The organism is Bacillus sp. SIMBA_026, from assembly GCF_046535335.1.
GTDB lineage: Bacteria > Bacillota > Bacilli > Bacillales > Bacillaceae > Bacillus > Bacillus velezensis.
Window position 1 is genome coordinate 567,105 of record NZ_JAWRWX010000002.1, and the last position, 11,938, is coordinate 579,042.

An 11,938-nucleotide genomic window follows, 5' to 3' on the forward strand; every position below is an offset into this window, starting at 1 on the left:
TTAATATCCATTATTTTACTAATTATTTTTTACAAAGCGACGAAACATTTCCCGCTTCCTGCCGTCCAATATAATGTGAACCTGATGCAAAAATAACAGTAGATGTTGTCGAAATAGAGAGAAAGATTTGGAATTTTCTCATTTGCAGAGTTGCTCCAAGTCAACAATTATGGTACGCTTCACAAAGAATAGAAACGAGAGGTAATGATATGGAAGAACGATCTCAACGCAGAAAAAAGAAAAGACGCCTCAGAAAATGGGTGAAATTTGTACTGGTATTCGCCGCTTTCTTATTGGTGATCGCCGGTTCCGTCGGCACCTACGCATTTGTGAAATTGAATAATGCGACCAAAGAAGCGCACGTCAGCCTTGACCGCGGCGACCAGTCCGTAAAACGGATCAAAGAATTTGACCCGAAGAAGGATTCTTTCACCGTATTGCTTTTAGGAATAGACGCCCGTGACAATAAGGGCGAATCAGTAGATGACGCAAGAAGTGACGCCAACGTGCTCGTCACCTTCAACCGGAAAAAGAAAACAGCGACGATGCTCAGCATTCCGCGGGATTCCTATGTCAACATCCCGGGACACGGCTATGACAAATTCGCGCACGCACATGCTTACGGCGGTTATAATTTAACTTATAAAACAGTAGAAAACATGCTTGATATTCCGGTAGATTATGTGGTTGAGAGCAACTTCGACGCGTTCCGCGATGTCGTCAATGAATTGAACGGCGTTACGGTAAATGTGAAAAGCCAAAAAATTGCCGATCGTATTAAAGTCGATACAAAAGGAAAAGTCGTGCTGAAGCCGGGCGTTCAGACGCTTGACGGTGAGCAGGCGCTGGCTTATGTAAGAACACGCAAAGCGGACACCGATCTGATGCGCGGACAAAGACAGATGGAAGTGCTGAGCGCCATTATTAAAAAATCTAAATCGTTAAGCTCGATCCCATCTTATGATGATATCGTCGACAGCTTAGGGAAAAACTTAAAAATGAACTTATCTCTTAATGACGCCATCGGTCTGTTCCCGTTTATCACATCGCTGAAATCGGTGGATTCTTTGCAGCTGACAGGTTCAGACAGCTATATTTACACTCCTCAGTACGGCAAAAATATTTATTACTTCAAGCTGAATGAGGAAAACCTTCAAGAAGTGAAAACGAAATTAAAAAATGATTTAAACGCGTAAGATGTCACGGCGGGATTAGCAAATCCCGCCGTTTTTCTGTTGAAAAAAAGGACATGAAGGTATAGCCTTTTAACTGACGGCTTTCTGCTGATTTCGCACAAAGCTGAACATACTACATGAAGCAGCTTTATTTTTAAGGAGGGCATCCATACATATGAAATTGATAGCCATTGACTTAGACGGCACATTACTGAACTCGGACAGTGTGATTTCTCCGGAAAACAGAGCGGCTTTACAAAGAGCGGATGAAGCGGGCATTCTCGTGGCCATCTGCACGGGCAGAGCCACGTTTGATGTAAAAGCGCTCTTAAAGGATTTGGATATTCCGATCATTGCGGCAAACGGCGGGACAGTCCATGACAAAGGATACCGCCTCGTCAGCCGGCTCTTAATGGATCAGCAGGCCGGGAAGGATATCGCCGCTTATTTAACGGACAAAGACATTTACTTTGAGGTCTATACAGATGATCATCTGCTGTCCCCATTTGACGGCGAGTCCAAACTGCAGGCAGAACTGGACATTCTGAAAAGCGCCAATCCCAAGGAAGATATTCGGACATTATGGGAGGGCGCAAAGACGCAGTTCAAACAATTCGGCATTAAACCCGTGCAGGATATACAGGCGATTTTTAACGGAGACGAACATGTTTACAAGCTTCTTTGTTTCTCTTTTGATATGGAAAAACTGAGAAACGCCAAAGAAGAAATTACACATCATCCGAAATTATCCCAGACATCTTCCGGGAAACACATTATCGAAATCCTCCCTGCCGGTTCCGGAAAGGGACGTGCTCTGAAGGAGCTTGCCTCACTGTACGGAATTGAAAAACAGGATATTTACGCCATCGGCGACAGCCCGAATGATTTCTCCATGTTTGAAGCGGCGGGAAACCGCATCGCCATGGGCAATGCGATTGATGAACTGAAGGAAAAAAGCACGTATATTACAAAAAGCAACGATGAAAACGGCGTCGCATATTTCATCAACCTGCTTCTCGACAACGATCAATAAAAGGCAAAAGCCAGGTCTTTCACGGCCTGGTTTTTCATGTTTCCGAAAAAAAGAAATTCCCAAAAATGAAAATAAATTGTAAGATAAAGAAAAAAGGAGTTTCATGATGTCGAATGCAATCGCTATTATAGGATGTTTAGCTTTTCTCTGCGCAGTCGGATACGGAATATTCCATCTCATATGCAAAGCGGCAAAAAAAGAAAAACATTTTTCAAAAAAGCTGTTTTGGCCCCTTCTCATCGGCGGATTTATCCTGCTTCTGACAGGTGCCTCCCTCGCAGAACCGGACGCCTCGGCCGAGAAGGCAGAGGAGAAATACAGCACCCTTGATACCGCTTATCAAAAATTGACGAAGGAACACCAGGCGCTTGAGAAAAAATATGAAAGCATCAGTGCCGCGGCCGAAAAGGAGAAATCCGAAGCCGAAGCCGGCAATGAAGAAAAACTCAGCAAACTCAGCCAAGAGATAAGTGAGCTGAAAAAAACAAACAAATCACTCAAACAAGACAATGAGAAATTAAAAAATTCACAAAAGAAGCTCGAAAAGACCGCTGAAACGCTTCAGTCAGAAAATAAAACTTTAAAGCGGCAGAAAGCAGAAACAAAAACATCCGAAAACGCGGAAACGGCGCAAAACAACGCCCCTTCCTCCGGCGGACATGCCGAAACGAAAGCAGCCGGCACCTCACAGGGATGCGATATTAAAGGCAGCCGGAACGGCATTTATCACACGCCGGGAAGTACATACTACGACCGGACGACAGATCCCGCGGAAATGTTCTGTTCCGTAGAGGATGCGGTAGCGGCCGGATACAGAGCGCCGAAACGGTAAAAGAAAAAGACGTCAGAGACACTCTCTGACGTCTTTTTTTTACGGAAGCCGGATGCTGCCCGCATATTTGTCCTTCCAATAAGCGCTTGTGTTCATATTTGTTATGGTAACGCCTGCGGACACGGTGACATGAATCACTTGTCCGTTCCCGATATAAATGGCCGGATTCAGGCTTTCCGCTTTAAAGAAGACCAGATCGCCGGGCTTCAGATCTTGTTTATCGACCGGAACGCCCGCCTGCATCTGCTTGTCCGCATAACGCGGCAGGCTGATTCCTTTCGCTTTTTGATAGATGTATTGAACAAATCCCGCCGTATCAAAGCCGGTTTCCGGTGAAACGCCGCCTTTCAGATAAGAAATTCCGATATGATCGGCCGCTGTGGACACAACGGGATTTTCTTTAGAAATGGCTAAATTGCTGAATCGGCGCACCCCCGTAAAATGTTTTTTCCAGTAATCTTCCGACAAGTAAGAAATGGTGACTTTTGCGGAGCGGCTCGCTTGGATGAATCTTCCCTCTCCCGCATAAATGCCCGCATGGGAAATTCCTTTTTTATACGTGTCGCTGAAATAAATCACGTCCCCGGGCTTTATATCGCTCAGTTTGATTTTCTCACCGACCAGCCACTGCTGTTCCGCAGATCTCGGCAGGTAAATGTGAAGCTTGTTTTCAAAAACATATTGGACCAGCCCCGAACAGTCGAATCCCTCCTCGGGCGTGCTTCCGCCGAATACATACGGAATGTCGAGGTAACGGGCTGCCTCCTGAACGATCGGATCATCAGCCAGTTCCGGATCTTTTGTAATCCGCTTTGCGCCAAGATATAAATTCATCCAATAACTGCTTTTTTGAAAGTGTGTGACGGTTACGCCTTCTGACGGAGAACTGTGTATCATCTCTCCGTTTCCGATATAAAGACCGTCATGGACGGGCGCGTTTTGTGTGGAATCCGACTTTTTGAAAAACACAAGATCTCCCGGTAAAAGGTCATTTTCTTTGACAGCAGCTCCGACTTTCCATTGATCACTGACCGTTCTCGGCAGATGGATGTTCTGTCTGCTGAAAAGATAATGCATCAATCCGGACGGATCAAAACCGTCCTCAGGCTCTTCGCCTCCGTAAACATATTTATTTCCGACAAGTTTTTGCGCGTCTGAAACCATCAGGACAGAAACTTGAGAATCCGCTTCAGCAATTTCCGTTCTCGTTACTGCAGGTGCCACAAGACAAATCATAAGGCCGGCAAGGATGTACTTCCTCCAGCTTGTGAGCATGTTTTCTATTCACTCTCCTCATTTTTAGTAGTTTTTACATCGGTAACTTTTAACAAATGTTTAGGAGAGCACACAAAAAAAGAATGCCCGTTATGGGCATTCTTTACTGGATTCGGAACAAACAATATGCCGGCAAGCGGAATCATGCGCTTATTTTGCGCCCGCTGTGTCCTCTTGCTGAATTTTTTGCATTTCCGTGTCAATTTTTTGTTTTTCCTGATCTGTGAGCTGATCATTGTATTTAAACGCTGACATAAACATAAATACCATAATGATCGCGGCAAACGGCCATCCCGCTTTAATGATTTTCATTTGTTTTTCACTCCGCTTTCTTTTTTAAGATATCGCTGTGATCCACATCAAACGTTAATTTTCCATCCTTGACGCTCCAATCGAAATTCGATTCTTTCGTCAGTTCACGTACGATCGTTTTATGATTGATGCTGCCTTTTTTAACCGGTGCAGGCGTTGCTTCATGAATATTCATCGGCGTGACTTCAAAGCGTCCCGTGCCGTTTTTCTGCAGATGATATTGAACAAGCGCCGTGTCTCTCGTTCTTGTCCACCCCTGGTCGAATACGAAGTTGCCCAGGCTGTAGAAAATAACGGTGCCGTGGTACATTTCGATCGGTTCTAGCACGTGCGGATGGTGTCCGACGATAATATCCGCTCCGGCATCTGACATTGCCCTTGCCAATTGGCGCTGTCTGTCATTCGGATCATTATCGTATTCCTGTCCCCAGTGTGTTTGAACAATGACAAGATCGGCTTTCTTTTTGGCTTTAGAAATCATCGGAATAAACAGCTCTGGATCGGCCGGAAGCACACCCGGCGCATTTCGTTTAGCTGCAAAGCCTTTTCCGGAAACATCAGTGAAACCCAGTGTTGCGATTTTGATTCCGTTTACATCTTGATAAGAAATGTTCTGCTCGGCTTCCTTCAGCGTGAGGCCTGCGCCGACAAGTTCAAGATTTTGCTTTGAAAACTCTTCAACCGTATCCCGCATTCCTTGAGGGCCGTAATCCATCGCATGGTTGTTGGCTGCCGTGAGAACGGTGAAATTCATGTCCTTCAATACTTTTACGGCATCTTTGTTTGACTGAAGGTGGATATTTTTTTCTGCTTCTTTGTAGTTCTTTTTATATGTAACCGGGTTTTCAAAGTTCCCCGACACATAGTCGGATGCTTCGAAGAATGGCTTTGCGTAACGGAAGACACTCTCCGTGCCTTTATGCTTTGTCACTTTCTCGACATTCCGGCCCATCATAATATCTCCGACGAATGAGGCTGATACAAGGTCATCGGCATTTCTTTTCACACTCGGCGTTTCCGCCTTCCCTGTCAGGATGCAGACGAACATCAGGCAAAAGACGATCGGCAGCGCGATAAAAACGTGAAGATTGGTCTTCTTTTTCTGCTGTTTGGTCAGCTTCAGCAGTTTTTCTTGAAAGCTTAATTGTTTTTTCATCGTTTGACACACCTTACATTAGATTAAGTAGTAAGCAAACATAATGGCAAAAGTTGCGCCGCTTAAGAACAGCGTGCTGGCAAATGTAATCGTTAATCCCTGTTTCTGAATGGTATTGGCGATCAGACCCGGTACGATGATACCGATTCCGCGGAATTCTGATATCTCAAACGGTACGATCGGGTAAAGGAAATCAAGGGCGATTTTTAAGCAGATTCCCGTGATCAGCATAGCTGCGAATTTTCTGCGTCCGTACAAAATCATAAATCTGGATAAACCGTATTTGACGATCACGTATGTAAGAAGACTCACCAGCAGTACGAGTAAAATAAAGACCGGCTGGTTAAATACGAGCCCTAAATAACCCGGCACAACTAAACCGGCAGGTACGATACCTGTTTTTTCCGCGAAAATTAAACTGATTAACACGCCTAAAATAAGTGAAATGTATAAATCTGATCCGAACATTTATCCTTTTCCTCCTAGCTAACGAGCTGTTTCACCTTATACTCTTGGATTTTTTCAATTAATGGTTCCGCTGAACCGTGGATATTGCCGACGCCATATATGACACGGTTTTGCATTCTTGTTTTCAGCACGTCCATAATTTCGTCTGTTGATTTATATTCCAGATCGTGCAGTGTATCGGCAGGAATCTTGCCTTCTTCATAAGCTCTGACGATCGGTTCTGTCGTCTCGCCGATGAGTATGAGTTCCTTCGTTTTAATGTACGGAAGCACGTCGTTTGCGAACTGAATCGTTCTGTCCACACGGTCGGCGCGGCAGTTCATGATAACAATCGGTTCATCTGTCGGGTAGCCGATTTCCTTTACACGTTTCCATATATTTAAAGTAGAAGATGCATCATTTGCGGCAAAGCCGTTTACGAAATGACCGGGCTCCTTCGTGCTGAGCAGCGGCAGGATTCTCATGGCGCCAGGATCAGGCGGCGCATTCAGCATTCCTTTAAACGCCGTTTCTTCATCTATCCCAAGAGCCTGAGCAACGCCGAGCGCAAGGGAAGCGTTATCAGGAAAGACCATATATTCAAATTTACGAAGGTATTCATCTGTAATTTTAGAGTTATCCGCAATAATGACCTCGGTATTTCGCTCTGCGGCTTTTTCTTTAAAGAAGTCTGTGTATTCACTGTCTGTAATGACAAGGTGACCGTTATACGGTATCGTCGCGGTAAATGCTTCAGCGATTTCATCAAGCGTCGGCCCCATGACGTCCATATGGTCTTCAAGCACATTCACGATGACGCCGATGTTGGCTTGAAGGAGTTCTTCCTGAAAGATAATCTGATAATCCGGGTTTACCGCCATACATTCACTGACAATGGCATTGGCGCCCCGTTCTACGGTTTCCTTCATTACTTCTTTTTGCTCGCCGATATTCGGGCCCTGCGGTTTCCGTTTGATCGGTTTCTCCTCAGGTGTATCCCAATAAATCATCCTTGCATCTGTTCCCGTCGTTTTTCCGACTGTTTTGTAGCCCGCCTCCATCAGTATTCCGGTCGTCAGCCTCGTTACGGTTGACTTTCCGCGGATACCATTAATATTGACGCGTACTGGCAGAGCATCGATATTCTTCTGATGCCGCCTTTTTTCAATGATTCCGATGATTAGTACGGCAGCACAGGCTATAATGAGTAACCACATTGATTTTTGACATCTCCTTCTGTATTGATAAATTCATTCATCAGTATATAGCTTCACTATGAATTCTCAATCGGCATTATGTAACATAATCTTCCCGCTTTCACTGAGCCAAACTTCTCTATTAGTGACGCTATTCTTCCTATTATCGAATTGCTTTTTTTGGGAATAGGCAGGACTTCAACCTTACTTCAATTTTTCAAAAGAAAAATGAATGCGTTTACATTTACGCACAGAAATTCATTTGGACCAATGGAACTATTCGCGTACCGGAAGAAAAAGATGTAATGATAATCCATCTTTTCCAGCCCGTTTGTATCAGCGTTTTTCGCACTGCGCATACGTTTCGGGACTCTCTGTCCGCTGTGTGCAGACTGCCTGTTTTGTTAAGGATAAGGTCATAAAGTCATTCATTTTTCCCCCGTATCCTGCTTTCAGTCCCATTCCAAAATAACTAGCGGAATGACTGGTACATGACAGAATAAGACGGGTCCGGAGTGTTTACAAGAAATACACATTTTATATGCGGAAAGCCTTTCTCCTTTTAAACCATTTACAGGACATTTATCCCTCTTTTGAAATAATTTTAATAAATCTTTATATTCGTTCAAGAAATATTCATCCATAAATGTGAAGTTCTTGGTAAAACATCGAGGAACTCCTCTATTTTATAAAATGCATAAAAAAGGAATACCCGCTGAAAACTACAGATAACCGGGAAAGGAGGCGGTCTGATGTCTGCGGATAAACAAAACAAACGGATTCCCGGCGATTTTGAATCGGCTGTACGGGAAATGCAGGAGCTGATGTGTGTTTGCGGTGATTTTAAAATACGAAGGATCAAACTGCAGGACCGTCATACCGCTTTCTTTTATATTGAACAAATGATAGAAGAACAGAAGCTGAATGAGTTTCTGTTAAGCGACACCCTGCAAAACGGCCCGCTCGAGGAAACGATGAATGCCGTCAGCAGTGCGGAAACAGATGAAACCAGAAAACTCATTGACGGGATTTTGGCAGGCCAGGTTGTTTTTCTCAGCGATGCATCGAGGAAAGCGAAGCTGTTTTCCGTCGGGCAGAATCCGCTGCGTTCCATTATGGAACCCGAATCTGAAAGTATCGTCCGCGGCGCCCATGACGGGTTTGTGGAAAGTTTGGAAACGAACATTCATCAGCTGCGGTTTCACATACAGGACCGCCATCTCTCCGTTCATTATATGGATATCGGGGAAAGAGCCAAATCAAAAGTTGCGGTTATCTTTGTTGAGAATATCGCCAATCCGGAGATTGTGGAGGAAGTGAAGCGGCGCCTGTCATACCTGCGTATAGACAGCGTGCTTGCGCCCGGGATTATCGAGGAATCAATAGAAGATAATTCGTTTTCCATTTTTCCGCAGATCATTCATACGGAACGTCCGGATAAAGCAAAAGCATGCGTGATGGAAGGCTGTGTACTGATCATGATGGACGGGAGTCCGTCGGCTTTGATTGCGCCGATCACATTCTTTTCTTTTTTTCAATCTCCGGATGACTACAGCACGAGGTGGATTTCTGCCAGTTTTTTAAGAGTGCTGAGATTTTTCGCCTTTATGATCGCGATTACGCTGCCCGCTTTTTATATCGCGTTGATTGCGTTTCATTTCGAAGTCATTCCCAACGATCTGATTATCACCATGAAAAATTCGATTGTTGATATTCCCTTCCCTCCGCTGATAGAAGCCATGATTATGGAGATTACAATTGAACTGATCCGCGAAGCCGGTATCAGGCTGCCGAAACCGATCAGTCAGACGATCGGCATTGTCGGCGGTCTCGTGATCGGTGACGCAGTCGTTCAGGCGGGACTCATTTCTAATATGATGATTATCGTCGTAGCCGTTACGGCCGTATCTTCTTTTGTGCTTCCTTCATATGAAATGAGCACGTCCATCCGAACGCTCAGGTTTCCGCTTATGTTTCTGGCATCCTCGTTCGGTTTTATCGGCATCGCACTCGGCTTCGGGCTTATTCTGATGAACCTGTGCAAGCTTGAATCACTCGGCGTTCCTTATTTATCATCTCTGACGCCGTTTCATTTCAGCGACTTGAAGGATGCATTTATCCGGCTGCCGGCTTGGTTTATTAAAAGAAGGCCGTTTTATTTGAGACCGCAAGACTCAAAGCAGATGAAACATGTTCGGGGGTGGAGAAAAGATGAAGCCTAAAAAAATAAGCCCGCTTCAAGGCGTGTTTTTCATTAATCAGACGCAGATCAGCATCGGCATTTTGGCGCTGCCCCATTTACTGATGATGAAATCGGGAAGCAGCGGATGGATTTCCATTCTGCTTACCGGATTGCTCGTCCAGCTTACATTCAGCCTGTATATGATATTATTTCACCGGTTTCCGAAGCTGAACCTGTACGAAATGCTGGAGGAGGTGTTCGGAACACTTGCCGGCAAAGGGGTGCAGGTGCTGTATATTTTATATTTCGCGTTTCTCTGCACGCTCATTCTTTCTGTATTTACACGGATATTGGATATCTGGGTGCTCCCGCAGACTCCGAATTGGGTGGTCAGCTTAATGCTGATCCTCGGTTCTGTCTATATCGCCCAAGCTCCGCTGAATGCGATCGCCAGGTTCAGCTTTATCTTAACGCCGTTTTTGCTGCTGATCTCTCTGCCGATTTTATACACGCTGGGAAAAGCCGATATCACATACATTATGCCGATTTTTCACGGAACCGCAAAAGACATGCTTACCGGGGTGCAGCAAACACTTGTCAGCATTACCGGCTTTCAGGCGGCGCTCGTAATCGGGCCCCTTATCAACTGCACCGTCAGCCAGCGCTACAAAATACTGACGATTTCAAACATCTTGATTATCCTTTACTACCTGTATATCACCCTTGCTTGCTTTGTCACAATCAGCCCCGAAGAAATAAAAATGATCCCGGAGCCTGTGCTGTACCTGTTAAAAACCGTTTCATTCAGAATTATCGAACGGACGGATCTGCTCTTTTTGACGTTTTGGTTCGTGACCGTCTTTTCAACGCTGGCCAACGTGTTTTACTTGGCAAGCACCGGCATTGCCAAGCTGTTCAATCAAAAAGACCACAGCCGGTTTGTTTATCCGCTGGCCCTGCTCGTCTTCCTTCTGTCTATTTGGGCCACAAGCACAGATAAAACGATACAGCAGCTGGATCAGTTTTTCCGCATTTCCGATATTGTGTTTGTATATTTGTTTCCGTTGTTTATGGTATTGATTGTCCTTGTACGCAAAAAGGGTGTCCGCCATGCGCATTAAAAAAGCGGTTCTTATCAGTCTCATGTGCGCAAGCCTGACACTTGCGGGCTGCTGGGATCAAAATTTGCTGAAAGATATTTCTCTCGTGCTGACCGCAAGCCTTGATGTTGATCATGACGGTAAAAATAAAATCGGCATCACCTATCGGAAGGTTCAGTCCTCCCAGGCGGAACAGGAAACGGGCGGCTCATTCATTACGACGGTGCTCAGCGCTTCCGGGCACACCATCCGTGAAGCGCGGTTTCAATTGGATAAACTTGTCGATCAGCGCATTGACACGTCCAAGCAAAGAGTCTTATTAATTGGTGAGAAAATGGCGGAAAAACCGCTTTTTCCTTATCTCGATGTCTTTTACAGAGATCCGAAAAGCCCGCTTCTCGCTCATCCGGCGGTTGTCAAAGACGGTGAGGCGATTGAAGTGCTGAAGCTGATCGTCCGGCAGAAATTGATCGTCAGCAAGTATTTAACGAATTTATTAACAAGCGCTAATGCGGAATCAAATATCAGCATGGAAAATTTGCAATCCATCCGTTCAAGCATGCTGACGGCTGATAAGGATTTCGCCCTTCCTTATTTATCGATTAACGGACAGACGATAAAGATAGAGGGTTCTGCCCTGTTCAGCGGCCAGCGGAAAGTGACTGAGGTGCTCGGTCAGGATTCGACCCTCCTGACCCTTTTAAGCGGGCAATTTAATAAATCGGCTAATATTAATCTGAAGCTGTGGGACAAATACAAAATGGATATTGAAAATTATCTTTCTCTCGGCATCACGGATGCCACGCGAAAGATTGTATTTATAGATACAGATCCGCAGCATATAAAAGTGAAAATCCGTTTAAAACTGAATGCACGCGTCTTGGAATATCCAAAGGACAAGCTGAATTCTTATACGGCAATCGACCAAATGAACAAACAAGCATCAGCAAATTTGAACAGCCAGGCCAGATCGGTGATCAGCCATATTCAGGAGCACAATTCGGATATCCTCGGCATCGGCCGTAAATATCAAACCCATTATTATGAGCGGGGCAAGCGGCTCAATTGGCGTGAGGTCTATCCTTCCATCGAGATAATCCCTGATATCAAAGTGAATATCTCACAAATCGGCATCGTGAACTAAAAGAGACCCCGGTCTCTTTTTTTGTTGCCAACCGAAATGATTCGTGTTACTCTTTTTATGTAAACGGTTACATAAATGAAGGAGGA

The 11,938-nt window shown here is 45.0% G+C and carries 11 protein-coding genes; 6 read left to right on the top strand and 5 right to left on the bottom strand.

The window, feature by feature from the left end; translation table 11 throughout:
• Positions 1 to 209 precede the first annotated feature (209 nt).
• The 3 genes from SB847_RS13590 (at position 210) to SB847_RS13600 (ending at position 3,040) form a co-directional block, all read left to right on the top strand.
• Complete coding sequence (locus SB847_RS13590; protein WP_007407510.1) at positions 210 to 1,196, top strand: LCP family protein; 987 nt, start codon at positions 210 to 212, stop codon at positions 1,194 to 1,196.
• A gap of 154 nt (positions 1,197 to 1,350) precedes the next feature.
• Complete coding sequence (locus SB847_RS13595; RefSeq protein WP_410577951.1) at positions 1,351 to 2,208, top strand: Cof-type HAD-IIB family hydrolase; 858 nt, start codon at positions 1,351 to 1,353, stop codon at positions 2,206 to 2,208.
• 106 nt (positions 2,209 to 2,314) lie between these two features.
• Positions 2,315 to 3,040, top strand: a complete 726-nt coding sequence (locus SB847_RS13600; RefSeq protein ID WP_032876089.1) for a sunset domain-containing protein — start codon at positions 2,315 to 2,317, stop codon at positions 3,038 to 3,040.
• Positions 3,041 to 3,079: 39 nt separating this feature from the next.
• Here the strand turns inward: SB847_RS13600 and SB847_RS13605 are convergent, their stop codons facing one another.
• From SB847_RS13605 to pgsB, 5 genes are all read right to left on the bottom strand, one after another.
• Positions 3,080 to 4,315: a C40 family peptidase gene (locus SB847_RS13605; RefSeq protein ID WP_410563837.1), complete on the bottom strand. Its 1,236-nt coding sequence runs from the start codon at positions 4,313 to 4,315 to the stop codon at positions 3,080 to 3,082.
• Positions 4,316 to 4,465: 150 nt separating this feature from the next.
• The gene (edmS, locus tag SB847_RS13610; protein ID WP_003151344.1) at positions 4,466 to 4,627 is read right to left on the bottom strand and encodes an extrachromosomal elements maintenance protein EdmS; all 162 of its coding nucleotides are present in this window, start codon (positions 4,625 to 4,627) and stop codon (positions 4,466 to 4,468) included.
• Positions 4,628 to 4,634: 7 nt separating this feature from the next.
• Positions 4,635 to 5,783 (bottom strand): CapA family protein, encoded by a 1,149-nt coding sequence (locus SB847_RS13615; RefSeq protein ID WP_007614174.1) that lies wholly within the window; start codon positions 5,781 to 5,783, stop codon positions 4,635 to 4,637.
• 18 nt (positions 5,784 to 5,801) lie between these two features.
• Positions 5,802 to 6,251 (bottom strand): poly-gamma-glutamate biosynthesis protein PgsC, encoded by a 450-nt coding sequence (gene pgsC, locus SB847_RS13620; RefSeq protein ID WP_003151340.1) that lies wholly within the window; start codon positions 6,249 to 6,251, stop codon positions 5,802 to 5,804.
• A 14-nt stretch (positions 6,252 to 6,265) separates the two neighbouring features.
• Positions 6,266 to 7,447: a poly-gamma-glutamate synthase PgsB gene (pgsB, locus tag SB847_RS13625; protein WP_003151337.1), complete on the bottom strand. Its 1,182-nt coding sequence runs from the start codon at positions 7,445 to 7,447 to the stop codon at positions 6,266 to 6,268.
• Positions 7,448 to 8,178: 731 nt separating this feature from the next.
• Between pgsB and SB847_RS13630 the strand changes: the two genes are divergently transcribed.
• The 3 genes from SB847_RS13630 to SB847_RS13640 are packed head-to-tail and all read left to right on the top strand — an operon-like array spanning position 8,179 to position 11,852.
• Positions 8,179 to 9,648, top strand: a complete 1,470-nt coding sequence (locus SB847_RS13630) for a spore germination protein (RefSeq protein ID WP_007407516.1) — start codon at positions 8,179 to 8,181, stop codon at positions 9,646 to 9,648.
• Complete coding sequence (locus tag SB847_RS13635; protein WP_410563845.1) at positions 9,638 to 10,729, top strand: GerAB/ArcD/ProY family transporter; 1,092 nt, start codon at positions 9,638 to 9,640, stop codon at positions 10,727 to 10,729. The genes SB847_RS13630 and SB847_RS13635 overlap by 11 nt, the downstream gene beginning before the upstream one ends.
• Positions 10,719 to 11,852, top strand: coding sequence for a Ger(x)C family spore germination protein (locus tag SB847_RS13640; RefSeq protein WP_007614183.1), 1,134 nt, complete (start codon positions 10,719 to 10,721; stop codon positions 11,850 to 11,852). Before SB847_RS13635 ends, SB847_RS13640 begins: the two co-directional genes overlap by 11 nt.
• The last annotated feature ends 86 nt before the right edge of the window (positions 11,853 to 11,938 follow it).

Excerpts from the sequence above, each read along its gene's own strand:
- pgsB (WP_003151337.1), bottom strand. The coding sequence starts at position 7,447 with ATGTGGTTACTCATTATAGCCTGTGCTGCCGTACTAATCATCGGAATC.
- SB847_RS13590 (WP_007407510.1), top strand. The coding sequence starts at position 210 with ATGGAAGAACGATCTCAACGCAGAAAAAAGAAAAGACGCCTCAGAAAA.
- SB847_RS13600 (WP_032876089.1), top strand. The coding sequence starts at position 2,315 with ATGTCGAATGCAATCGCTATTATAGGATGTTTAGCTTTTCTCTGCGCA.
- SB847_RS13605 (WP_410563837.1), bottom strand. The coding sequence starts at position 4,315 with ATGCTCACAAGCTGGAGGAAGTACATCCTTGCCGGCCTTATGATTTGT.
- edmS (WP_003151344.1), bottom strand. The coding sequence starts at position 4,627 with ATGAAAATCATTAAAGCGGGATGGCCGTTTGCCGCGATCATTATGGTA.
- SB847_RS13640 (WP_007614183.1), top strand. The coding sequence starts at position 10,719 with ATGCGCATTAAAAAAGCGGTTCTTATCAGTCTCATGTGCGCAAGCCTG.
- SB847_RS13635 (WP_410563845.1), top strand. The coding sequence starts at position 9,638 with ATGAAGCCTAAAAAAATAAGCCCGCTTCAAGGCGTGTTTTTCATTAAT.
- SB847_RS13615 (WP_007614174.1), bottom strand. The coding sequence starts at position 5,783 with ATGAAAAAACAATTAAGCTTTCAAGAAAAACTGCTGAAGCTGACCAAA.
- SB847_RS13595 (WP_410577951.1), top strand. The coding sequence starts at position 1,351 with ATGAAATTGATAGCCATTGACTTAGACGGCACATTACTGAACTCGGAC.
- SB847_RS13630 (WP_007407516.1), top strand. The coding sequence starts at position 8,179 with ATGTCTGCGGATAAACAAAACAAACGGATTCCCGGCGATTTTGAATCG.
- pgsC (WP_003151340.1), bottom strand. The coding sequence starts at position 6,251 with ATGTTCGGATCAGATTTATACATTTCACTTATTTTAGGCGTGTTAATC.